Source organism: Clostridium sp. B9 (assembly GCF_050509515.1).
Taxonomy (GTDB): Bacteria; Bacillota; Clostridia; order Clostridiales; family Clostridiaceae; genus Sarcina.
Window position 1 is genome coordinate 1,459,580 of record NZ_JBNWKA010000003.1, and the last position, 25,701, is coordinate 1,485,280.

General features: G+C 29.0%; 20 protein-coding genes, 1 pseudogene and 1 CRISPR repeat array. Of the genes and pseudogenes, 19 read left to right on the forward strand and 2 right to left on the reverse strand.

The window, feature by feature from the left end; all coding sequences use genetic code 11:
- The first annotated feature begins 154 nt into the window (after positions 1-154).
- The 6 genes from csx2 (at position 155) to ACQZHJ_RS06590 (ending at position 6,750) form a co-directional block, all read left to right on the forward strand.
- A complete protein-coding gene (csx2, locus tag ACQZHJ_RS06565) occupies positions 155-1,456 on the forward strand; it encodes a TIGR02221 family CRISPR-associated protein (RefSeq protein ID WP_430484745.1) in 1,302 nt (433 codons plus the stop codon).
- A 127-nt stretch (positions 1,457-1,583) separates the two neighbouring features.
- Entirely contained in the window at positions 1,584-2,273 is a 690-nt protein-coding gene (locus ACQZHJ_RS06570) for a CRISPR-associated endoribonuclease Cas6 (protein ID WP_430484746.1), read from the forward strand.
- A gap of 225 nt (positions 2,274-2,498) precedes the next feature.
- A CRISPR array of direct repeats spans positions 2,499-3,649; the repeat unit is 30 nt; unit sequence ATTGAACATTAACATGATATGTATTTAAAC.
- Between the two features lie 453 nt (positions 3,650-4,102).
- Positions 4,103-5,056, forward strand: a complete 954-nt coding sequence (gene fmt, locus ACQZHJ_RS06575; RefSeq protein ID WP_430484747.1) for a methionyl-tRNA formyltransferase — start codon at positions 4,103-4,105, stop codon at positions 5,054-5,056.
- A gap of 244 nt (positions 5,057-5,300) precedes the next feature.
- Entirely contained in the window at positions 5,301-5,573 is a 273-nt protein-coding gene (locus ACQZHJ_RS06580) for a hypothetical protein (RefSeq protein ID WP_430484748.1), read from the forward strand.
- 76 nt (positions 5,574-5,649) lie between these two features.
- A complete protein-coding gene (locus tag ACQZHJ_RS06585) occupies positions 5,650-5,877 on the forward strand; it encodes a DUF4318 domain-containing protein (protein WP_430484749.1) in 228 nt (75 codons plus the stop codon).
- Positions 5,878-6,174: 297 nt separating this feature from the next.
- A complete protein-coding gene (locus ACQZHJ_RS06590; RefSeq protein ID WP_430484750.1) occupies positions 6,175-6,750 on the forward strand; it encodes a helix-turn-helix transcriptional regulator in 576 nt (191 codons plus the stop codon).
- 124 nt (positions 6,751-6,874) lie between these two features.
- Here the strand turns inward: ACQZHJ_RS06590 and ACQZHJ_RS06595 are convergent.
- A pseudogene (locus ACQZHJ_RS06595) lies at positions 6,875-7,206 on the reverse strand ((deoxy)nucleoside triphosphate pyrophosphohydrolase); the annotation flags it as partial.
- Positions 7,207-7,500: 294 nt separating this feature from the next.
- Between ACQZHJ_RS06595 and ACQZHJ_RS06600 the strand changes: the two are divergent.
- The 4 genes from ACQZHJ_RS06600 to fucO all read left to right on the forward strand — a co-directional run bounded on the left by ACQZHJ_RS06600 (position 7,501) and on the right by fucO (position 11,848).
- Complete coding sequence (locus ACQZHJ_RS06600; RefSeq protein WP_430484751.1) at positions 7,501-9,060, forward strand: hypothetical protein; 1,560 nt, start codon at positions 7,501-7,503, stop codon at positions 9,058-9,060.
- The gene (locus ACQZHJ_RS06605; protein WP_430484752.1) at positions 9,060-9,311 is read left to right on the forward strand and encodes a YkgJ family cysteine cluster protein; all 252 of its coding nucleotides are present in this window, start codon (positions 9,060-9,062) and stop codon (positions 9,309-9,311) included. The genes ACQZHJ_RS06600 and ACQZHJ_RS06605 overlap by 1 nt, the downstream gene beginning before the upstream one ends.
- Positions 9,312-9,322: 11 nt before the next feature.
- Complete coding sequence (locus ACQZHJ_RS06610; RefSeq protein WP_430484753.1) at positions 9,323-10,351, forward strand: hypothetical protein; 1,029 nt, start codon at positions 9,323-9,325, stop codon at positions 10,349-10,351.
- A 348-nt stretch (positions 10,352-10,699) separates the two neighbouring features.
- A complete protein-coding gene (fucO, locus tag ACQZHJ_RS06615) occupies positions 10,700-11,848 on the forward strand; it encodes a lactaldehyde reductase (RefSeq protein ID WP_430484754.1) in 1,149 nt (382 codons plus the stop codon).
- Positions 11,849-12,006: 158 nt separating this feature from the next.
- Here fucO and ACQZHJ_RS06620 read toward each other — a convergent pair whose 3' ends face one another.
- Positions 12,007-12,879 (reverse strand): AraC family transcriptional regulator, encoded by an 873-nt coding sequence (locus tag ACQZHJ_RS06620; protein ID WP_430484755.1) that lies wholly within the window; start codon positions 12,877-12,879, stop codon positions 12,007-12,009.
- Positions 12,880-13,041: 162 nt separating this feature from the next.
- Here ACQZHJ_RS06620 and ACQZHJ_RS06625 point away from each other — a divergent pair, with 162 nt between their 5' ends.
- From ACQZHJ_RS06625 to ACQZHJ_RS06665, 9 genes are all read left to right on the forward strand, one after another.
- Positions 13,042-14,835: an L-fucose isomerase gene (locus ACQZHJ_RS06625; RefSeq protein WP_430484756.1), complete on the forward strand. Its 1,794-nt coding sequence runs from the start codon at positions 13,042-13,044 to the stop codon at positions 14,833-14,835.
- Positions 14,836-14,932: 97 nt separating this feature from the next.
- The gene (locus tag ACQZHJ_RS06630) at positions 14,933-16,435 is read left to right on the forward strand and encodes a rhamnulokinase (protein WP_430484757.1); all 1,503 of its coding nucleotides are present in this window, start codon (positions 14,933-14,935) and stop codon (positions 16,433-16,435) included.
- On the forward strand, positions 16,429-16,866 hold the full coding sequence (locus ACQZHJ_RS06635; protein ID WP_430484758.1) for an RbsD/FucU family protein: 438 nt from the start codon (positions 16,429-16,431) through the stop codon (positions 16,864-16,866). The genes ACQZHJ_RS06630 and ACQZHJ_RS06635 overlap by 7 nt, the downstream gene beginning before the upstream one ends.
- Positions 16,867-16,893: 27 nt before the next feature.
- Positions 16,894-17,598, forward strand: coding sequence for a class II aldolase/adducin family protein (locus tag ACQZHJ_RS06640; protein ID WP_430484759.1), 705 nt, complete (start codon positions 16,894-16,896; stop codon positions 17,596-17,598).
- Between the two features lie 41 nt (positions 17,599-17,639).
- Complete coding sequence (gene fucP / locus ACQZHJ_RS06645) at positions 17,640-18,947, forward strand: L-fucose:H+ symporter permease (RefSeq protein WP_430486870.1); 1,308 nt, start codon at positions 17,640-17,642, stop codon at positions 18,945-18,947.
- 258 nt (positions 18,948-19,205) lie between these two features.
- Complete coding sequence (locus ACQZHJ_RS06650) at positions 19,206-20,378, forward strand: hypothetical protein (protein ID WP_430484760.1); 1,173 nt, start codon at positions 19,206-19,208, stop codon at positions 20,376-20,378.
- Positions 20,379-20,393: 15 nt separating this feature from the next.
- A complete protein-coding gene (locus ACQZHJ_RS06655) occupies positions 20,394-22,349 on the forward strand; it encodes an McrB family protein (protein ID WP_430484761.1) in 1,956 nt (651 codons plus the stop codon).
- Positions 22,333-24,144: a DUF2357 domain-containing protein gene (locus ACQZHJ_RS06660; protein WP_430484762.1), complete on the forward strand. Its 1,812-nt coding sequence runs from the start codon at positions 22,333-22,335 to the stop codon at positions 24,142-24,144. Before ACQZHJ_RS06655 ends, ACQZHJ_RS06660 begins: the two co-directional genes overlap by 17 nt.
- A 264-nt stretch (positions 24,145-24,408) precedes the next feature.
- A complete protein-coding gene (locus ACQZHJ_RS06665; RefSeq protein WP_430484763.1) occupies positions 24,409-25,452 on the forward strand; it encodes a Fic family protein in 1,044 nt (347 codons plus the stop codon).
- Positions 25,453-25,701 lie beyond the last annotated feature (249 nt).

A 25,701-nucleotide genomic window follows, 5' to 3' on the forward strand; every position in this document is an offset into this window, starting at 1 on the left:
ATATTAATTAATAAGGGCTAAATATGATTTGTCAAAAGTATATTTTATATGAGTTAACTTAAATAAGAAAAGTAAACATTAGTTTAAAACACAGTCCAATAATAAAAGCTAAAAGCAACTAAAAGATATAAAAAGAAGTAGGAGTATATTTAAAATGGCTAAAAAGTTTATTTCTGTTTTAGGAACAGGTATTAAAGGAAAATATGAAAAATGTATATATACGTGGGGGAATAACAAGAATTTTGAAACAGAATATATACAAGAAGCAATAGTTAATATATTTTGTGAGGATTGGGGAAAAGAAGATAGTGTTATAATATTTACTACAGAACAATCAAGAAAACTTCATTGGGATGAAGAAAATACTTTGAAGGATAGATTAAGGGCAAAAAAAATTAAATCAGATAATAAAATGATTCCTTTTGGAAGTAATTCAGATGAACAGTGGGAACTTTTTGAAACTATATTTAATTCATTAGAGTATGGCGATGAAGTAATAGTAGATATAACTAACAGTTTTAGAACAATTCCAATGTTTTTAATGATTATTTTAAACTATGCTAAATTACTAAAAAATATAAAAGTAAGAGGTATATATTATGGAGCTTTTGCAGTAGGCGAGCAGGGGAAAGATGCACTGAAAATAGTACCAATAGTTGACTTAACTTTGTATAATGTGATAATGGATTTTACAAATGGTATAAATACATTGCTAAACACAGGGAATAGTAATGTTTTAATGAATGTATATGATAATTTGACTATTAAAAGCAAAAATGAAGATAATATTTTAAATGAAACTATTTCAGCTTTAAATGATTTTTCTAATGCAGTAATGACATGCAGAGGAAATATAAATTTTAAAAATAAAAAGGATGGAAGTAAAAAATCAATATTAGTAGCTCATGATGAATTTAAGAAAAAAATAGAAAAGTACAAACATAATGAAAATGATAATCTAGCAATGGCATTAACACCTCTTCTTGAAAAAGTATCAGATGACACAAAATTCTTTGAAGATGAAGATCCAGTAGGAGTAGGTATAGCTACAGTAGATTGGTGTATAAAAAATGGGTTAATACAACAGGGAATAACAGCTTTAGATGAAACTATGAAAGTATTACTTTGTATTAAGTTTAATCTAGATTATATTAAATATAATAAAAGAAGACTAGTAAAAACTTTATTAGAGGTGGAAGGAGAAGAATGGAGATACAATAAGTTACGTCAGGATGAAAAGTATGAAATAAATATGTTGAAGCTTAAAATGGGCAAAAATAAAATACCTACTGATTTTGTTAACCTTAGTATGGATTTAGGTAAGCTTAGAAACGATATAAACCACTTTGGACTTAGTGATAAGCCATTAGAATCAGATAAGATAAGAAAGCGTTTGAAATCATATTTTGATAAATTTAAAAAACAAGCAGAATTTATGAATTGGAAAGAGTACTAAGAATAAAATTGATTTTTAAATTATAAGAATTAATTAAGTCCTTTGAGGGTGTAAAGATTTTATTATAACATATATAGTAAATGTAGCTAACTTAAATAAATTTATTATTAAGATATAGGAGATAGAGATGTTGAAAGTTTTTGAACTAACAGTTAAATGTTACTTAAATAATAATATAAAGCAAGAAGACGTGAGCAATCAGATAGGTTTTTTATTAGACTTAGCACTAGGGAAAAGTGAAGAGTTTTTAGAAATGCACAAGAAAAATATGTTTAAGAATTATGTTTTTAATGGCTTTTATCCACTAGAAAGAGAAAAGATTTATAAAGAGGATTACATATACACATTTCAAATAAGAACAATAGATAATGAATTAGCAAATTACTTGAAGGAAAATCTAAGAAAAGTAAACAGTAATTGTATAAATGTACTAAGAGTATCGATTGAGGAAAAGGAATTCAAAAAGATAAACAAACTTTATTCAATAACACCAGCAATAATGAAAAATGATTTTGGGTATTGGAAAAATAATATATCCTTAGATGAATATAAAGATAGGATAAAGAAAAATTTAATAAAAAAATATAATACTTGTATGGGTAATGAGATAGGTGAAAATTTTGAACTTATAAGTAATATAAAGTTTATAAACAACAAGCCAATTAAGTTTAACTATAAGGGAATAAATTTTTTAGGTGATAAGATAGAGCTAGAAATATTAGATAATGAAAAAGCACAACTATTATCATATATGAGTTTAGGGACAGGCATTTTAGAATTAAATGCTAGAGGAATGGGATATATTAATTATAAATAAAGGACTCTAATAGTACTACTTATTTTAAATAATATAAATCTAAGCAAAAATTTTACCAGTGATAAAATAAAAAGAAAGTTTCTAACCCCTTTAAATAACTAGTTTTTGAGAGTATTAAAAAGGAATATTGAAATTTATTAAAACACTGGTAAAATAATAATAGAAGCATTGAAAAAACTATATTTAACAATAAAACAAAAAAATAAGAATGGCTATTTTACAAGTATTGAACATTAACATGATATGTATTTAAACGTGCTAGAGAGTTACATAATTTTTTAGAAGTTAAAAATTGAACATTAACATGATATGTATTTAAACGGTGAAGGAATATTACAAGGAGATACTATATTAAAATTGAACATTAACATGATATGTATTTAAACTAACAAGAGAAAGTGCCATAAGCCGTTGTACTACGCATTGAACATTAACATGATATGTATTTAAACCTAATTGAACTACCAATTAAAGTTATTGCACCACCTATTGAACATTAACATGATATGTATTTAAACATGTGTGGTGTATAAAAATAACCTCGTTCACCTTTTATTGAACATTAACATGATATGTATTTAAACTAATAATTAAATATTTCTTTTAAAGTCATGTTATCAATTGAACATTAACATGATATGTATTTAAACCAAGTGCTACGCAAACTATTAATAGAAATATTTTATTGAACATTAACATGATATGTATTTAAACTCTTTATCGTATTCTAATATATCGTTAACTATCTTAATTGAACATTAACATGATATGTATTTAAACGTGTAATTAATTCTATTAGGTTTAGCGGTTAAATCAATTGAACATTAACATGATATGTATTTAAACATAACTGAGGACGGAGAATTGGCAACTGATTCTAGAATTGAACATTAACATGATATGTATTTAAACTCCACAAGATGTTAACCAAACTAATCAAGTTGCATCATTGAACATTAACATGATATGTATTTAAACCTCATGCCTAAAATTGTTACTGCTAAGTAGTAGCACATTGAACATTAACATGATATGTATTTAAACAACCTGAAAAAAACTTAATTATAAAATCTAGAGTAAAATTGAACATTAACATGATATGTATTTAAACAAAGTAATGTCATAACTATTTTCCTTTTTTCTCTGTATTGAACATTAACATGATATGTATTTAAACTAAACTCACTAGCATATTGAGTGCTTGTTAGTCCTAATTGAACATTAACATGATATGTATTTAAACCTTGCTGCGAATATATCTCCTCCTGGAAAATTAATATTGAACATTAACATGATATGTATTTAAACTTGAATACTTGTACTTCTTGAAATTCTGAAGCTATAACATTGAACATTAACATGATATGTATTTAAATCAAGGCACAAAGAGAACCAGCTTTTCTTCTAAAATATTACCATAGAACTTTATACATTCTACCTCTAGCAAACCCCAAAAAGAATAAATCCACTCACTCCATGATTCACATCATATCTTATCATATTCAAGTTTTCATACCCTGAATAATTTCTCGAAGAGAGCCAAAAATAAAAAGACTAAAAGAATAGGCCATATTTTAAACTAGCATTGATTTTAGATAGGTCTGAATTAATGAGCAAAATCAACATTCAGTTAAATTATAATCAAAGAATAAATAAAGAAATTAGAGAGCAACTTAAAATAAGTTATGTTAAATACTATGAAAAAATAATAATATATTGAATATTATGGTATTATTTAAATGTATTATGATTTTTTGTTATTCAACTATAGTATGCAACTGATGAATGAATACAGAATATATTTTGTGGCATTAAAGGAGGTAGAGATAATGAAAATAGTTTTTATGGGAACACCTGACTTTGCAGTTCCTTCATTAAAGAAGCTTATAGAGAAATATAATGTGAGTGCAATTGTAACACAACCAGATAGACCAAGTGGAAGAGGGAAGAAGGTAGCTATTTCACCAGTTAAAGAGGTTGGACTATCCAATCAAATTCCAATCCTACAACCAGAAAGAATAAAAACAGACTCTATAGTAATTGATAAATTAAAAGAGATAGCTCCAGATTTTATAATTGTTGTAGCATATGGTCAAATCATAACTAAGGAGATACTTGATATACCAAGGCTTGGATGTATTTGTCTACATGCATCTATACTACCAATGTATAGAGGATCAGCACCAATAAATTGGAGTTTAATAAATGGGGAAGTGAAAACTGGTAACACAACAATACTAATGGATACTGGCATAGATACAGGTGATATGCTTATGACAAGTGAAGTTAATGTGCCTGACTCTATGACAGCAGGAGAATTATATAATGTATTAAAAATAGATGGTGCTGATCTTTTAGAGAAAACAATAGATGGAATTGCATCAGGTGAAATTTGTGGAGTAAAACAGCCAAGTGAGGGAAGCTCATATGTAAAGATGCTTAATAAGAACATGGCAAAGATTAATTGGAGTGATAGTAGCATTAACATACATAATCTAATAAGAGGATTAAGTTCTTGGCCATATAAAAATATAAACTCATGGCCAACAGCTCATACTTATTATAAAGATACACCAATTAAAATATTTAAATCAAAATCAATAGAGGCAAATACTGTTGAACCACCTGGCTATATTATAGAAGCAAATGATGAAGGAATTTTAGTTGCAACAAGCAATGGTATTCTTAACATAGAAATATTACAGTTTCCAGGGGGAAAGCCTCTTGAGGTAAAAGAATTTTTAAAAGGAAATAAAATAGAAAAGGGAATTATATTAACATAATTCCTAGCTTATTACTAAGCTCTCTTTATAAATTAGTGTTAATACCTAGCTATAGCTAAAAATTAACCTACACTTATAAAAGAGAGCCTTTTAATTTATAAAAATAGGATTAATATGTACTAAGTTATAACCTAACTCAAATGAACCATCTGATTATAACTAGCTACAACTAAATTTATATTGCATATCATTCTATATAATGTAAAATATAATCATATATACAATTTATTGTTAGGAGGTTATGATGAGCGAAAAAATAAAAGGGGATAGCTCTGCTGCTATATTAAGAAAACTTAAACTATCAATTCTTATAATATTCATTTCAGCATTCTTTGCATTTATTACACCATTTTCTCAAACAAGTACTGCAACTGGATTTTATATGACATGGACAGTATTAATAGCAAGCAAAGTTGGAGTGTTTATAGGGGGAATATTATTTATGGTTTCCTTATATAGAGCATTAAAATTTATACTGACATCCATAGATATATTACTAGAAAAGAAAAATGACTAGTAAGTTTAGTTAATTAAAGATATTTCAAAGTAGAAAATTTTACAAAGTAATTTTGTTAAAGGAGAGAGTAAATAGCATGTTTAAAAAAGGCTTTTTAATTGAATTAGACAGTATTCCTAAAACTGATGATGAGATTTGTTTAGAGGTTGCAAAATATTGTGGGAAAAATAATTTACCCTTTGAATTTATTAAAAGGACTTCACCTATAGTTGCTATGATTGAAGGGGATAAGTACGAAATTACAAAGAAATATCAAATTGGTAGAGTGAATTGTTGGGTTTTAAGCTGTAGAGAAGTTGACTAGATAAAAGGGATTTATCTAGTCTTAATTAAGTGGAATAGAAGTCAATAGTAGCTTAAATATACCAATATATGATGAAACTCTAGTGATAATTAAGAGGGTATATAAGCTCTATTTAGAAATCAATCATGGTTTAAAACAGATTTAGGTATAAAAAAACTAGTAAGCAAGAAGTGAGCAATATAGCCATTTGTAGCTATGTAAAATACTTTTGACATGGTTAAAATAGCCAATATCAAAGGCTTTTGATGGTGGAATTTCATTTCAGGTTATACACTGAGTATGCAGGAGGACATTATTATGGAGATTGGAAAACAAATAAAAAAATATAGAACAGAAATGAAGCTTTCACAGGATGAATTAGCTAGAGAGATATTTGTATCTCGGCAGACTATTTCAAACTGGGAGAACAATAAAAACTATCCAGATGTGAAAAGCTTATTACTACTAAGCTCTCTCTTTAATGTATCTCTTGACGTACTTATTAAAGGAGATTTTAAAGAAATGAAAGAGAAAATTAAATCAGAAGACATTGATAAGTTTAACCATGATGGAAATATTTTTGTTGTATTATTATTATGTACTATGGTATTAGTTGTTCCACTTACAGTATTCATGGGGTATTTTGGATTTGCAATTTGGGGCGTTATTGCCATAGCAGCAAATTATTATGGATTTAAAGTTGATAAGCAAAAAAAGAACTTTGATATTCAGACTTACAAAGAAATTCTTGCCTTTTCAGAAGGAAAAAGTATGGACGAGATTCAAAAACAACAAGAGTATGGAAAAAGACCGTATCAGAAAATTTTCATAGTAGCAGGTGTATCGGTTATTACCATAGCAATATCAGCTATTATGCTATATATACTGTCATAAATTAAAAAATACATTTTAAAATCTGTTCTATAATTAAGAAAAACAGGATATTTATCCTGTTTTTTTACTTCTCAATTACTAATTGATTTACAGCTGGAACATCAGAAGGAGCCAATGAAAGAGTTTAAAGGTAATCTACTAGAAGCCATATAAGTTTTGTATGTTTACTAGCCTTTGGAGTCCCATTAACAAGTTTACATCTTAATGTTATTAAGTTAACTATAACTTTCTCATATTCATGAGTATTATCATTAAATATAGATATGTATTCTATATCACAATCTAATTCTTCTTTAATTTCCCTAACTATTGCTTGTTCTACACCTTCCCCTTCCTCAATCTTTCCACCTGGGAATTCACATTGCTTAGGAAGAGTCATATCTTTTGATCTTAAGGTACAAAGAATTTCTTTGTTTTCATTTTCAATTATAGCGCAACTACTTTTACTGTTTTTTTATAATATTTTTTTCATCTCGAGGATTATTTTATCATAATTATAATTGAGAGCAAATTCCAATATTTTATTAAATTGTTTAAAGTAATATGTTTTAGATAATAGAGAATGTTTAATATTAGACTTATATAAATAGTAAACTTTAACTATATAGTTATTTAAGACTCAAGAGGCAATATTTTATAAATGTTTTATGAAATACTATATTCTAAGAAGTTAAACTTAATTATTGATATAGAAAGTGATTTAGAATAAATAGTATATAAGTAAATTAAAAAAATAAAGGAGTAAATATTATGAGCAATTTATATATTTATGATTGTGAATCGACTTTTTATCCAGATCCAAATGAAAATGTTATGAGAAGCATTTTTAAGCAATATGAAAGAGTTATTGTTGAAAGCTTAATAACTTCATTTGGATTAGATTTTATTGTGAAAGACCAACATGGAGGAGATGTTGATACAATAAATAATGTTCGTAAAATAGGTAAAGATGAAAATATGTACTATAAAAATAAGCAAAACGAAAAAAACTATGAAAACAGAGGGGAGTATGATTCCCATGTTTATCATAATCATAAAAATTATAGAGAAAAAAATAAGCAAATTAGCAAAGAAAAAAAAGAAGGTACTTTAAAAGATTCATATACTGGTAAGAGCATAGGAATTAACGAAAAAAGCGATTTAGACCATGTAATTTCAGCTAAAGAAGTTCATGAGGATGCAGGAAGAGTTTTAGCAAATTTAAATGGAGCTGATTTGGCAAATAGTGAGGAGAATTTACAAGTTACAAATCCTCATACAAATAGAACTAAAAAAGCAAGTACTATGGATGAATTTTTAGATAAAAATGGACATGAATATACTGAAGAAGAAAAAAGAAGAATGAAAGAAATGGATTTTAAAGCTAGAAAGGCATATGAGGCAAAGATAGCAAAGAGCTATTACACAAGTTCTAAGTTTGCTAAAGATGTAGCTTATTCTGCTGGAAGCGTTGGATTAAAGATGGGCTTTAGAGAAGTTCTTGGATTTGTTTTTACAGAGGTATGGTTCACAGTAAAAGAAGAATTTGATAATTTAATTGGTCATTTTGACTTTTCAGAATTATTAATATCAATTGGAAATGGAATCAAGCGTGGATTTGAAAATGCAAAAAAAAAATATAAAGAATTACTTGAAAGGTTTAAAGAAGGAGTATGTTCAGGACTTATTTCAAGTATTACAACTACACTATGCAATATATTTTTTACAACAGCTAAAAATGTTGTGAAAATAATTAGACAAGCATACGCATCTATTGTTCAGGCTACAAAGATACTTTTAATAAATCCTGATAAATTAAATTTTGGAGAGAGAATGCGTGCTGTAGTAAAGGTGATTGCAACAGGAGCAAGCATTGTTATGGGAACAGTTTTTAGTGAGGCAATAAAGAAAACACCAATAGGAGCGATCCCGGAAGTTGGAGAGATTGTTCAAACATTCTGTGGAACCCTTGTTACAGGGATTATGAGTTGTTCTTTATTATATTTCCTTGATAGAAGTGAGACTATTAATAAATTAGTTAGCAAGCTTGATCAACTAGATATATTAAATACAGGAGCTAGTTACTATATTAAACAAGCTAAATATCTTGATAAATATGCAGCAGAGCTTATGAGTATTGATATTAATAAATTTCGTGAAGAAACAGACCTATATTATTCCTTTGCTCTTGAAATTGAAAATGTAAAAAGTGAAGATGAATTAAATATTAAGCTTAAGAATATCTTAAATAATATAGAAGCAAACATGGCTTGGAATGGAGAGTTTGACGATTTTATGAGCGATAAAAATAACAGGTTGGTGTTTGAATAATGTTTAAATGTGATAAATGTGGAGAATGTTGTAGGAATTTAAATAAGTCACATATATATGATGAACTTCATAATGGAGATGGTATATGTAAATATTTAAAAGGTAATTTATGTAGTATTTATGAAGAGAGACCATTGTTGTGTCGCATTGATGAAAGTTATGAAATTTTTTTTAAAGCAATTATGACAAAAAGTGAATATTATAATATTAATTATAATTTTTGTAATAAATTAAAAAATAGTTCACTATAAGGAGGTATATTATGCCATTACCGTTAATTTTGGGAATAGGGGCTGCGGTTGCAGGAACAGCAGGAGTTGGAAGTGGTATTCATGGAGCTGTTAAAATGAAAAAAGCAAAAGATACTATGAAATTAGCTGACGAAATTAATAAAGCAAATATAGAGAATTTTGAAGCTGAAAGTAGAATAACGACTATTACTTTGGATAAGTTAGGTAAAAAAGAACTTGAGATTCTTAAAAGTTTTGAAGGATTTTCGGATGTTATAGAAAGAATACAATGTAGGCCTGATTTTAAATCATATGATAAAGATGGTGTTAATATTCCTAAATGTGATATAGAAGAATTAAAGAAAGTTTCTATAGGAGCAGGTTTATTACTCGGTGGAATAGGAGGAGCTGCACTTGGAACAGCAGGAGGATTTGCAGCTGCAGGAGCTACTACTTCTGCTGTTATGGCATTAGGAGCAGCATCAACAGGCACTGCTATTTCTTCTTTAAGTGGAGCTGCCGCTGTAAATGCTACATTAGCAGCACTTGGAGGAGGATCACTTGCAGCAGGGGGCGGGGGAATTGCTCTTGGAAGTGCTATACTTGGTGGAGCAACTCTTGGAATTTCATTGCTTGTTGGAGGAATAATATTTAATATAACTGGCTCTTCCCTTTCAAATAAAGCTGAAGAAGCTTGGTCACAAATGGAGGAAAATCAAAAGAAAATAAATAAAATATGTTCATATATGAATGAGCTAAGAAATATATCAAATAGATTTCATGAATCGATTTCTTCAATAGATAAAATTTATAAAGAACATTTAGATAAACTTATGAATATAGTATACATTAATCATAAAATAGATTGGAATGATTTCACTGATGAAGAAAAAGTTATTACAGAAAACACAAGTTTATTTGTAAATTTACTTTATAATATGATGAAAGTTAAACTTACTCTAGAATCAGAAAATAATGATGACTGTAAGAAAATAAATTTAGATGAAGTAGAAAAATCTATTGAAAACGCTAATATATTTCTTGATGAAAAAGGACTATAATAAGAGAACTAATTATAATATATGAGGACTTTTTTAGTCGAAAATTTCAGGTCATATGAAGGGTTTTATAACTATTTTCATATGACCTCTTTTTTATATTATTCAAAGAAGAGATTCAATTAATCTTACAAAGAATAATCATATATACTTATAAGTACTTTTGTTGCTTGTGGTAATAAGGTAGATATAAAGAATTAGAAAATATTTATTAAATACAACCTTTATAAATGTGAATATTATTATATTTTATGACATTATATTCATAGAATAGTGTGTTTTATAAACTTAAAATAAATATATAGATAAATATATAAGTATGTTTTTAAGAATAAAAGGGGGAGAACAAGCATGGTCAATAGAATTGTATTAAATGAAACTTCTTATCACGGAGCAGGTGCTATTAAAGAAATTGTTACAGAAGTAAAAGGTAGAGGGTTTAAAAAAGCTTTCTTATGTTCTGATCCAGATTTAGTTAAGTTTGGAGTTACAGGAAAGGTTACTTCTATATTAGATGAGGCTAATCTTAGTTATGAATTATATACAAATATTAAAGCAAATCCAACTATAGAGAATGTAAAATGTGGGGTAGAGGCTTACAAAGAATCAAGTGCAGATTATATTATTGCAGTTGGTGGTGGATCATCAATGGATACTGCAAAGGCAATAGGAATTATTATTAATAATAAAGAATTTGAAGATGTAGTAAGCTTAGAAGGAGTTGCACCAACTAAGAATAAATCTGTTCCTATAATTGCTGTTCCAACAACAGCTGGTACAGCTGCGGAAGTAACTATAAATTATGTTATTACTGATGTTGAAAAGAATAGAAAATTTGTATGTGTAGATACTCATGATATTCCAGTAGTGGCAATCATTGATCCTGAAATGATGCAAAGTATGCCAAGAGGACTTACAGCTGCAACTGGTATGGATGCATTAACTCATGCAATAGAAGGATATATAACAGGCGGAGCATGGGAAATGACAGATATGTTCCACTTAAAAGCTATTGAATTAATCTCAAAACATTTAAGAGGAGCAGTAGAAAATACACCAGAAGGAAGAGAAGGAATGGCATTAGGACAATACATTGCAGGAATGGGATTTTCAAATGTTGGACTTGGGATAGTTCACTCTATGGCACATTCCTTAGGAGCTGTTTATGACACACCTCATGGGGTTGCAAATGCAATTATTCTTCCAACTGTTATGGAATATAATGCGGATGAAACAGGAGATAAATATAAATATATTGCAGCTGCTATGGGTGTTGAAAACACAGAGAATATGACAGTTGAAGAGTATAGAAAAGCAGCAGTAGATGCAGTTAAAAAGCTTTCACAAGACGTAGGAATACCAGCTAATCTTAAAGACATAGTTAAAAAAGAAGACATAAAATTCTTATCAGAATCTGCTTATAATGATGCTTGTAGACCAGGTAATCCAAAAGAAACATCTGTTTACGATATAATGGATTTATATGAATCTTTAATGTAAGAGTAAGCTAGCCATAAAGAGATAACTAGAAGTCAAAACTAACTTTAAAATAAGGTTAAAAATAAAAATACTCTCTTAGTGAATTATTTCATTTAAGAGAGTGTTTTTTTATTTATCTAAAGAAGAAAAACTTTTTCTAGTGATTTCATTGTGTATTATTATTTTACTAAAGTAATGTTATCTAGTGATTTTAAATACTTTTTTGGGGTTACCCCTTTATATTTTTTAAAGGTTTTAATAAAGTAACTTATATCATTAAATCCGCAATTTAAAGCAATATCAGTAACAGAAAGCTCTGTTGCCAGAAGGCTTTCACAGGCAATTTCAATACGATAGTAATTTAAATATTCTATAGGAGTTTTATTGATCATTTCATGAAAAAATCTACAAAAATATTTTGGAGACATACCAGAGGCTTTAGATAGGTCTTCAAGGGTTAAAGGGTTTTGATATTCATTTTCTATCAATGTCATAACATTTTTTAGTTGGAGAAATCTTTCTTTAGTCTTTTTTGTGTATTTATCATTATTTACATATAGTTGATGTTTTAATATAGTTCCTATTAAATAGTATAAAGCACCTTGAGTTATAAATTCGTAACCTGTACTTTTTAGTCTCATGGCTTCAAATAATGATGTACAGCAGGAATCTAAATCTTTTATATCTGAAGGTAACTTATGTGCTATAACTTTATTATGATTTATAATGTCATATATTTGCTTTGTACAGGCATGATTATCTTTTAACATTAATTTCATATCAAAAACTACACATTCATAAATACAATCATTAGGTAACCCACCATGAAATATCCCACTATGAATAAAAATAATATCATTCTTTTTGGCTACTATTTTTTCTTTATCTATAAATAGTATAAATTCTCCTTCTAAAATTCTAATTATTTCACATTCAGTATGCCAATGATAAGGCATATTGTATCTAGAATGATTTGGAGTGACGTGATAAAACTCTATTGGAAAATCAAAAGTCCCATGTTGTTTATTTTCTTTATAATCAAAATACTTCATAAACTCCTCCTTATTAAAAAAGTGAATATTATTACATTTTTTGACTATTATAACACAAGAAAACGTTTATATAAATGTGTAAAATGAAATTAAAGTAAAAATTAACCAAAAAGAGCAAACATAAAAGTTATAAATTTGAATTGAATTTTGGGGGGAATAATTATGGCAAGTAGTAGATTAGTAGGAAAGTATCCTGTAATAGGAATAAGACCAACTATTGATGGAAGAAGAGGAAGACTTAATGTAAGAGGTTCTCTTGAAGAGCAAACAATGAATATGGCAAAGTCAGCAGCAAAGCTTTTAGAGGAAAATTTAAAATATTCAAATGGAGAAAAAGTAAAAGTTATAATAGCTGATACTACAATTGGAAGAGTGCCAGAAGCTGCAGCTTGTGCAGATAAGTTTAGAAGAGAAGGTGTAGATATAACACTTACAGTTACTCCATGTTGGTGCTATGGTGCAGAAACAATGGACATGGATCCAATGACTATAAAAGGGGTATGGGGATTTAATGGAACTGAAAGACCAGGAGCAGTTTATTTAGCAGCGGTTTTAGCAAATCATGCTCAAAAAGGACTTCCTGCCTTTGGAATATATGGACATGATGTTCAAAATGCAGATGATACTGAAATACCAGAGGATGTAAAAGAGAAGATATTAAGATTTGGAAGAAGTGCAGTTGCAGCAGCATCTATGAGAGGAAAATCTTATCTTCAAATTGGATCAATATGTATGGGAATAGGTGGTTCTATCATAGATCCAAGCTTTATAGAAGAATATTTAGGTATGAGAGTAGAATCTGTTGATGAAGTAGAAATTATAAGAAGAATGACTGAGGAAATCTATGATAAGAATGAATTTGAAAGAGCTTTAAAATGGACTAAGGAAAGATGTAAGGAAGGTTTTGATAAAAACCCTGAGGATGTTCAAAAGACAAGAGAAGAAAAGGATAAGGAATGGGAATTTGTAGTTAAAATGATGTGCATTATAAAGGACTTAATGAATGGAAATGAAAATTTACCAGCTGGATGTGAAGAAGAAAAATTAGGACATAATGCAATAGCAGCAGGTTTCCAAGGACAAAGACAGTGGACTGATTTTTATCCAAACTGTGATTTCCCAGAAGCCTTACTTAACACTTCTTTTGACTGGGATGGTGCTAGAGAGCCATATGTATTAGCTACTGAAAATGATGTTTTAAATGGATTAGGTATGCTTTTTGGAAAGCTTCTTACAAATAAAGCGCAAATATTTGCAGATGTTAGAACTTATTGGAGTCCTGATGCAGTTAAAAAAGCTACAGGATATGAATTAGAGGGATTAGCAAAAGAATCAGATGGATTCATACATTTAATAAATTCAGGTGCAGCTTGTCTTGATGCTTGTGGACAAGCTAAAGATGAAAATGGAAATGGAACAATGAAAGCTTGGTATGATGTTACAGAAGAAGACCAAGAAGCAATACTTGCTGCAACTACATGGAATGCTGCTGATAATGGCTACTTTAGAGGTGGTGGATATTCATCAAGATTCCTAACAGAAGCTGAAATGCCAGTGACAATGATGCGTTTAAATCTTGTAAAAGGGCTTGGACCAGTTGTTCAATTAGTTGAAGGATATACTGTAAAACTTCCAGATGAGGTATCAGATAAGATATGGAAGAGAACAGATTACACTTGGCCTTGTACTTGGTTTGCACCAAGAATTACAGGAAAAGGAGCATTTAAATCTGCTTATGATGTAATGAATAACTGGGGTGCTAACCATGGAGCTATAAGTCATGGACATATAGGGGCAGACATAATTACTTTATGTTCTATCTTAAGAATACCTGTAAGCATGCATAACGTTCCAGAGGAGAAAATATTTAGACCAGCAGCTTGGAATGCTTTTGGAATGGATAAAGAGGGACAAGATTACAGAGCTTGTAAGGCTTATGGCCCAATGTATAAATAAGGATATATTTTAAAATAAGTGTTGATTTCTGGCACTCTCTAGAAATCAACACTCACTTAAAAAAGAGACATAAATAAAAAACTTAGTAGGTGATACTATGAAAAATATAAATTTAAAAAGTAAAGTGTTAGCCTTTGATTTTGGTGGATCAAGTGGTAGAGCTATTCTTGGGGAGTTTGATGGGGAAAAAATAAATATAAAAGAAGTTCATAGATTTTCAAATGACCCTGTATTTATAAATGGGACTATGTATTGGGATGTTTTAAGATTATTTTTTGAGATAAAGCAAAGTCTTATAAAATCAAAACAATTTGGAGAAATTGATAGTATTGGAATAGATACCTGGGGAGTTGATTTTGCCCTTTTAGATAAGGATGGACAATTAATTGAAAACCCAGTTCATTATAGAGATGAAAGAACCATTGGAATGGTAGAAAAGAGTTTTGAAAAAATATCAAAAGATGAATTTTATAGTATAACTGGTAATCAGTTCATGGAAATAAATACAGCATTTCAATTATTAGCCTTAAAAGAGAAGAGAGCACATCTACTTGAAAGAGCAGAGGTAATGCTTCTAATGCCTGATTTATTTAATTATTTACTAACAGGAAAAATGGTTACTGAAAATTCAATAGCATCAACAACACAGTTATTTGATGCTAGGAATAGAACTTGGTCAGATAAGGTAATAAATGATTTAGGGCTTCCAAGAAAGATATTTACTGAAATAGTTCCAAGTGGAACATTCATAGGAGATATATCAGAAAAAATATGTGATGAACTTAAAATAGAGAAGTGTAAAGTTATTGCAGTAGCAGGACATGATACTCAAAGTGCATTAGTATCGGTTCCAACTACTGAAACAGATTTTGTATTTTTAAGCTGTGGAACATGGTCTTTACTTGGAACTGAACTTAGTGATCCAATTATTAATGAAAAATCAAGTAAGTATAATATTACAAATGAAGGTGGATATGAAGATAAAGCCTCATTTCTTAAAAATATTATTGGATTGTGGTTAATTCAAGAAAGTAAAAGACAGTGGGAAAGAGAAGGAAAAGAGTGTGACTTTTCAGCTTTAGAAAAAATGGCAAGTGAGGCAAAGCCTTTTAAATGCTTTATAGACCCAGATGATCCTATATTTGTACAAGCTGGAGATATTCCAAGTAGAATAAGAGAATATTGTTTAAGGACTAATCAAGAAGTGCCAGAAAGCTTTGGAGAAATTGTTAGGTGTATAAATGAAAGCTTAGCTATGAAGTATAGGTATTCTTTAGAAGAAATAAAGGATTGTACTAATAAAAACTATAATATTATTTACATGGTTGGTGGTGGAACTCAAAGTAAATTATTATGCCAGATGACTGCAAATGCATGTAATATTAGAGTTTCAGCAGGACCTATTGAAGCCACAGTTTATGGAAATATAGCAATACAGCTTATGGCAACAAAGAAGATAAATAATTTATATGAAGCTCGTGAGATTATAAGAAATTCTAATGATATGAGTTATTATGAGCCTGAAAATTATGAATTATGGGATGAAGAATATGAAAGATTTAAAAGTGTAATTAAACTTCAGGAGGTAATTAAATGTTAAAAGGAGTACCACAAATATTATCACCAGAGTTACTTAAAATACTATGTGAGATGGGACATAGTGACAAAATAGTAATTGCAGATGGCAATTTTCCAACAGAAAGTATGGGAAAGGACTGTATAGTAGTTAGATGTGATGGTCATGGAATTCCAGAGCTATTAGATGCAATACTAGAAGTATTCCCACTTGATACTTATGTTGAAAATCCAGTAAATCTAATGGAAGTTATGAAAGGTGACAATGTTAAAACATCTATTTGGGATGAATATAAAAATATTATAGTAAAGCATGATAATCGTGGAAGCAATACAGTTTCAACTATAGAAAGATTTAAGTTTTATGAAGAGGCAAAAAAGGCTTATGCAATAATTGCAACGGGAGAAAAAGCCTTATATGCAAACGTTATATTACAAAAAGGGGTAGTAATTTAGTAAAAGATATAGATTGGAGAGATTATTATGGAGAATACAAAGAATTTAAGATATATGGAAGTAAGAGAACAGATATGTGATGTTTGCCATAAAATGTGGCAGTTAGGGTGGGTAGCAGCAAATGATGGAAATGTGTCAGTAAAATTAGAGGATGGTACATTCTTAGCAACACCAACTGGAATTAGCAAAAGCTTTATAACACCAGAAAAGTTAGTTCATATTGATGAAAATGGGGAAGTACTTGATGAACCAGAAGGAGCAAAGCCTTCATCAGAAATAAAAATGCATTTAAGATGTTATAAGGAAAGAGAAGATGTTGGAGCTGTTGTTCATGCACATCCACCAACTGCAACAGGATTTGCAGTAGCTCATCTTGATTTAGATAGATATACCATGATAGAAACTGTAATTGCAATTGGTTCAATTCCAGTAACTCCTTATGGAACACCTTCAACTTATGAAGTTCCAGATTCAATAGCACCATATCTTCAAGAGCATGATGTTTTATTGTTAGAAAATCATGGTGCATTAGCAGTTGGAGCTGATTTGATAACAGCTTATTATAGAATGGAAACACTAGAACTATATGCAAAAATAAGTTTAACAGCTCATCTTTTAGGGGGAGAAAAGGAAATATCAAGAAAAAATGTTGATAGATTAATAAACATGAGAAAAGACTATGGAGTAAGTGGAAGACACCCAGGATTTAAGCGTTATAGAGTTAAAGAATAATATTAATTTTAGATATTAGAGGAGTGTTTATTGTGGAAAAAATGAGTGCTATGGAAAAAGCAGCTATTGTACCTAAAAAATATAGAATGCATTTTATAATGCTTATATCATGTTTTGTACTTTGGGGACTTTTAAACAATATGACCGATAACCTTGTGCCAGCCTTTGGAAAAATATTTATGTTAGAAGCTGCTGATTCATCTTTGGTACAAGTAGCTTTCTATGGATCATATGCAGTACTTGCCTTACCAGCAGCAATACTTATTAAAAAATATTCCTATAGAAATGGGGTATTAGTAGGTCTTGGATTATATATAATTGGAGCAATGGGATATATCCCAGCTGCAATGCTACAAAACTTCAATTTATTCTTAGTGTCAGTTTTTATTTTAGCAGGTGGACTTTCAATATTAGAAACTACTTGTAATCCATATGTAATCTCTTTGGGAAGTGAAGAGACAAGTGTACGTCGTTTAAATTTAGCACAAGCATTTAATCCTATTGGTTCATTAGCTGGTATTATAATGGCTAAATATATAATATTAGGAAACTTACATCCAGCAACTTATGAAGAGAGAGTCTCAATGGAATCAGAGGCATTAAGCCAAATACAAAACAATGAATTAATATGGGTGTGTGTACCATATGTTAGTTTAGTTGTTATAGCAATAATAATTTGGTGTTTCTTTAAGAGAAGTAAAGGTTCAGAAAAAGATAATTCAGGTGAACTTAATATAGTTGAATCAATAAAGAAATTAGTAAAAATTCCACGCTATGCTTTTGGAGTAATCACACAGTTTTTCTATGTTGGAGTTCAAATAGCAGTTTGGACTTGGACTATAAAATATGTAATGGTTACTGTTGGAACAGATGAATCATCTGCAGCTAAATATTATCTTATAGCAATGTTTGGATTTATAGCATGTCGTTGGATATGTACAGCACTTATGAAATATATAGAACCAGCTATTATGATGGCGGTATTTGCAATACTTGGAATATTATGTAGCTTAGGAACAATATACTTACCTACAAGTTTATCTGTTTGGTCTTTAGTTTTAATTTCATCATGTATGTCATTAATGTTCCCAACAATTTATGGTATAGCTCTTGAAGGCTTAGGAAAAGAAGTAAAAGTTGGAGCTGCAGGTCTTATAATGGCAATATTAGGTGGTGCAGTTATAACACCTATAATGGGATTATTTATTGATGGTGGAAATTTATCAGGATTAGTTTCATCATATCAAGGAGCAGAGGCTGCAGTTCGTTCAGCATTCTTTATACCTGTAATTTGTTTTGCAGTTGTTCTTATTTACTCATTATGCTTTAGAAAGAAAAAGTCAGCATAAATATATTAAAGAATTTTCAAATATATTAATATATTTCAGAAAATAAAAATAAATAAGGATTAATTTTATTTTATGGTTCTGTTTTAAACTAGTGTTGATTTCTAGATATAGTTAGAAATCAACATTAACTTAAAACAGAGCCTATTTTATTAAAAAGTTATTTTGATACACCTCTTATTTCTTATATAATAGATTATGTAAGATGAGTTAATTTTTAGAAGATAAATTATTAGAAATACGAAGAGAGAGGTTATAAAGATGAACAAAGAGATTTTAAAATGGTATTTAAATTATATTGATAATAAGAAGTTGAATGAAATATTAAATAGAGTGAAACTAAATATTAAAGGATTCTCTAGCAATAGAAAGATTAAAAATAAGTCTATCATTCCTTCAAAGTTTGCAATAAAAAATATATTAGAAGATGAAGAAAATTATGAAAGATTTACTCAACACTTGTTTGCAGAATCCTTTTTGGAGATGGATGAAGTCAAGGATAATGAAATAATAGATTTATTAAAAGAGGGGAAGGAAGTAGAAGAAATCTTAAAGTTTTTAGTTGGTAGTAATGAAGATGCTTATTTAGAAGAAAAAGAATATTTACTTGAAAAAATCAAAAGTGGGACTTTAAACTTGGAAGAAAAAGAGGATAAAATTTCAAAAAAGAATAAATCCACTGCAAGCAAATCAAAAAACTCAATAAGTAAAGTTGAAAATCAAAATGGGGAATCTTTAGAATTAGAAGAAGAGAGCATAAAAGCAGAAAAAACAAAGAATGATGATATTAATAAATTAAAGAAGAGCTTAACAAAGCTTGAGAGTAGCAATGAAAAGTTAAACATTGAAATAAGAAAGCTTAAAGAGGACAAGAAGAGTATAAACTATGAAAAATCATCTTTAAATAAGCAGATTAATGTTTTAACTCAAGAGGTTAATAGTTTAAAAAGAAAACTAGAAACAAGCCAGAGCAAGGAATCAAAGAGTAATGAGAATTATATTAATTTAAAGAATAAATATGATGAGCTTATAAAGAAGGAAAGGGAACTCTTAAAGGAAAATAAGGATTTAACCAAAGAGAGCAATAGTATAAGAAAAAAAGAGGATGAGCTAAAAGAGAAAAATAGGGAACTTGCTTTTGAGCTTGAAAATATAAAGAAAATGTTAGAGAAGGTATCAAAGGAAAAGATAGCTATTATTGGTGATATAGAAAAGATTCATTTAAAGGGAAGCGACTATGAATTTAAAAATATAGAGTTTAAAAATATCAATAACTTAGATGATCTTCTTCAAGACTATGAGGAGGTTTGGGTTACTTTATATGAGTTATCTTCCTTAGAACAAAGCAAAATCTTAAGGGCAGAAAATAATTATAAGGTTTTTAAGTTCAAAACATTTGAAGAAGTAAAAAATCACATAAACAATGGTAGATAAGGAGATTAAGGAATAATGGATAATTTAAATAGATACTTTTTAGGAAAATTAGATAGCAACGTATTTGAAAATTCAGTAGATGTATTGCAGTTTACTCTTAAATCAATAATAGATGACAATAATAAAAATATAGAAGGTGACAAATTTACTTGCTTTGTTGATTCTATTTATAAATATGGGTTAATAGAGGGAGAAAATGAAAGCAAAGATGAGAGGTTTTATGACTTTTTGCAAGAAAGACTTGTTATATTTAACAAAATAATTAAAAATACAAACTTAAATACTTGTAATGAAATTTTCGTTAAAAAGCCAGTTAATTTTAATGAAGAGCTTAAGTATAAAGCTATACCAGTCTTTTCTAAAAAGAATTTGAAATTGACTTTTAGTGAGTTTAGGGAGAAGTTAGGGGCTAGAGAGTTTATAGAGGAAGTTAAAGGGGTTTCAGAAAATATTGGAGATGTTCCAAACATAATATTTTTTGAGGATGAAGAGAAGATTTATGCACTAACAGGCTTTACAAAACAGTTTCATCAATATGGAAAGGTTAGATATGAATATGAACAGATTTATTTTATAGAAGAAAATGAAGCTTGGTATGATAATTTTGTTAGAAGTCCAGAGCTTGAAAATATAATCTTTGTTGAGAGTAATACAGCCTTAGAGATAGAAAAATTAGCAAGAGCAAATGATTCTGTTGAGGGTTTAGAATGTTCTTATAGTTATGAAAGAAAAGAAGAAAATTGCAGTGAAAAAGAGTCTGCTGCCACTAAAAATAATTTAGAGGAAAAAGGTGAAAAAGAGGATATTACAATTGAAGCGGAGGCTAAAAGAATAAGAACATCTTCTCACAATATAAATGAAAGTGAATTTTTAAATACTTTTATTGATACCTGCAAGTCAATGCATTTACTTTATGAGGAAAAGGACTTAATAAACTTTCATACTGCAATGAAGTCATCAAAGCTTGTTATTTTAGCAGGTATGAGTGGAACTGGTAAGTCAAAGATTGTACAAGCTTATGGTAAGGCCTTAGGAATGGAGGGAAATAGACTAAACTTTATTTCTGTAAGACCTTCTTGGGGAGATGATAGTGATTTATTAGGTTATGTTGATAGTATAAACAATGTATATAGACCAGGAGATTCAGGGTTTATAGATACTTTAATAGAGGCTGAAAATAATAAGGACGAGCTTTACATAGTATGTTTAGATGAAATGAACTTAGCTAGAGTTGAACATTATTTTTCACAAATATTATCTGTTTTAGAGCTAGATAAGGATGAGAGAGTATTAAAGCTATATAATGAGGAGCTAGAGGATAAGATAAAGAATTCAAATAGGTACAAGGCTAATATAAGAATTGGGGACAACATATTATTAGTTGGCACTGTAAACTTAGATGAATCTACCTACCATTTTTCAGATAAGGTTTTAGATAGAGCAAATGTTATAACATTAAAGCAAGCAAACTTTTTAGAGCTTAAGAGAATAAAAAATATAGCAATTAATCATGAGGAAGCTATTAAAAAGATTTCCTTTGAAGAATATAATAAAATGATAGATAAGGATGAAAGCATTGAGCTAAGTGATAGGGAGCTTAAGTTTTTATCAGAGATAAATGAGAATATGAATTTTCTAAATAAAAATGTTGGAATTGGCTTTAGAATAGTAACTCAAATCAATGATTATATAAGGAATATACCAAGTGGTTCCTTAATCTCAAGGGAAGAGGGAATAGATATTCAGTTATCTCAAAGAATTCTTCCCAAAATAAGAGGAACTAAGGAGCAATGGGGAGAGTTTATTGGTGAATATAATCTTTATGATGAAGAGGGAATACATTCTAAGGATTTAAACAGTAAATTAATAAGTATTTTAGAGAATTATAGTGATGTATCAGATTTTAAAACCTCAAAGAAACATATTCTAAATAAGGCAAGAGAGCTTAGTATTTATGGATACACATTATAAAGAGTTTGAACTAAGTTTTCACCAGCAATACAACAATGAAGTTAAATTTTTAAAGTTTTATGAGGATTTAAATGATATAGACTATGAAAATATAGTTAGTATAGAGGAAAATAGGATAATATCCTTGATCTTTAGAGGAGAAAACAAAGATGCAAGGCTTTATATGGAGGAGCTTGATCTTATACTTTATGAGGATTTAAAAGAGGAAGAGCTTATAAATCAAAATATTCATGTAAAAGGTGATGAAGTTTACTTAACACCTTCAGAAAGGAAAATATTTCTATGTAAAGGAGGGGTTTCTCCTTTCATACCAGGAATATACTTAATAAGGATTATCTCAAATAACAAGGAATTTTACACAGCTTTTAAAGTTACAAATAAAATGATAAGCTGTGATGAGGCAAATGAAATAATAAGAGATTTAGAAGAGGAACTTCAAGGAATAAGCTTTGAATTTATTAAAAAAAAGCTATCAGTTTATGATAAGGACTTGCTTTTAGATTTACCAAAGAGCTTGTATAAATTCTTTATAATAGCTAATGAATTCCCTAATATTATGAACTCTCTTATGGAGCTTAGAGTAAGGCCAAACTATAAGGTTGTGAAAAATTATAGGCAAATACCAGAGGAAAAGGTTAGGTATATAGACAATGTTACCATCAGAAATCACCTAAGCAGCTCAGGAAAACCTGGATTTATGAAAGCACCAATAAAGAATATGGAATACGATTTGCCAGAAAATAGATGGGTTAAAAAGATAGTATTAGAGGTTTTATCACTACTAAATGATTTTGTAAATGAAGTAGAATTTATACTAATAAAAAAGAAAAAGAGAATAGAAGAAATGAAAAGGTACTCTCAAGATGGAAATACCATAATGTTAAACAAAGAGGAGAAGACCTTAAGCTATATAAATGAACTTAGAACCAAGGCAATGAAGATGATAAGCTCCATAAATATCTTAAAGTCAACTGAATGGTATTCTAGCATAAAAAGTAGGGAGATTTTTAGCTTGCCCCATGTATTGATTCAAGACTCTAGATACAATATTTTATACAAGGTTTATGAAAGACTGCACTCTAAAGAGTTTAACTTTAATGATGAAGAGACTCTTTCACTTCAGTGGAAAAGAACGGACAAGCTTTATGAAATGTGGTGTTACATAAAGCTTTGCAGGACATTAAATGATTTAGGATATGAACCTATTAATAATAAAGAAAATTTTTATAGAAGGAAAAACAATAGAAAGCTGTTCTATGATTTAGAAGAAAATACAGTTAAGGAATTCTTAAAGGATGATATTAAAATAAAGGTTTATTATGATGCCAAAATTCCAAATTCCAGTGAGAGAAGTGACTTTAACAACAATCCATTATTTATAAGAGCCTCAAATAATAAGCCAGATGGAAGACTTGATGTTTATAAGGATGGAAGATACTTAGGAAGTATAATCTTTGAATTTAAATACAGAAAAAGAGAAGTGATTTGGGATAATGAGTTTTATAAGCGCATGGATCAAGGCATAGAAAAACAATTAATAGCATATGGAACAAGCTGTGCAAGTAAATTCATACTAAGAAAAGCAGATGAAAAGAGTGAAAAAAGACTACCAATCTTCCCAGTAAATAAAGTTATCATTCTATATCCAAAAGCTAATTCGGAATATATAAATATGGATGAAGTAGAGGATTATAACCTAAAATTCATAAAATTCAAACCAAACAAAAACCTAGAACTTTTAAAAAATGAGCTAAAAGAAGAAATAGAACTTATCTTAGAAAATGAGTTGCTTTAAGTGTGTTGATTTCTAGCTAGAGTTTAAGACTTAATTTAATTTTGCAAAGAGTTTCTATTGTTTACTCCAGAATAATACTTAAGGCTTTAAAACATACCTAAAATATAGCTTTTAAAAATAAACCTTATCATTTACATGCAAATGATAAGGTTTATTTGGTTTTGAATATATTAATTTAATAAAAAACCTTATCATTTTGGTATAAATGATAAGGTTTATGGTAAAATATAAATAACCTAAATAATTAATTAAGGAGAATATAAAATGATTTCTTTTGAAAACAATAGGTTAAACAATTTAAGTTTGCCAATGAATATAGTAAGAATGTTAACTACAATAAATGAATATAAGGGAAAACAGGATTTATATAAAAAACAATCACCACAAATATTAAACACACTTAAGGATGTAGCGGTTATACAAAGTGCAGAATCATCTAATAGAATAGAGGGGATTTATACTTCCAATAAAAGACTACGTGAAATAATGAATAATAAAGTAGAGCCAAGAGATAGAAGTGAAAGTGAAATAGCTGGATATAGAGATGTATTAAATACAGTTCATAGCGCTTTTGAGGCTATACCTATAAGAGCATCTGTATTATTACAATTACATAGAGACCTATATAAGTTTTCATCAGCTAAAGGTGGAAACTATAAAAATACTGATAATGTTATTGAAGAGATATTACCTGATGGAAGTAAATTCATAAGATTTAAGCCTATTGATGCTTTCAATACTCCAAGTTATATGGAGAGACTTTGTGATGAGTACAGAAAGGAAATTGACAAGGGTGAAGTAGAGCCTTTGGTTTTAATAGCTGATTTTATATTAGACTTTCTTTGCATACATCCTTTTAATGATGGAAATGGAAGAATGTCTAGAATACTAACACTTTTACTTCTTTACCAAAATGGATTTGAGGTTGGAAGGTTTATAAGTTTAGAAAAAATCATTGAAGAGAGCAAAGAAACCTATTATGAATCATTAAATAAAGCTTCTATGCTATGGCATGATGGAAAGAATAATCTGAATATATGGCTTGAATATTTCCTTGGGGTTATCATAAAAGCATATAAAGAATTAGAGGATAGAGTAGGCTATGTTGAAAATGCTAAAGGAAGCAAAAGTGAAAGAATAGAAATAGCTATAGAGAAAAAACTTGGATACTTTACTAAAAGTGAAATAAGAACTATATGTCCAGATGTAGGAGAAGCTACTATCAACAGAGTTTTTGAGAAAATGAAAAATGAAGGAAAAATAGAAAGCGTAGGAAAAGGAAGAAATACTAAGTGGAAAAAGATATAGATTATTAATAAAAGTGTTATATTATGTTAATAAAGAGTGATAACATATAAGTAAGGAAACTACACATGGATACTGTAGCTTCTTTGGTGGAGGAGAATCAACTTAATAATATATAAGTAAGCATAGAATACGCACCAATCCCATATTTAATAGGGATATAGATATTAGTGACTGCGTAATTATAGTTTATGTTGTAGAAAAATGTATAAAAAAAGAGGTTTATCTAGTGAGATATTAGAGTGTGAAAAT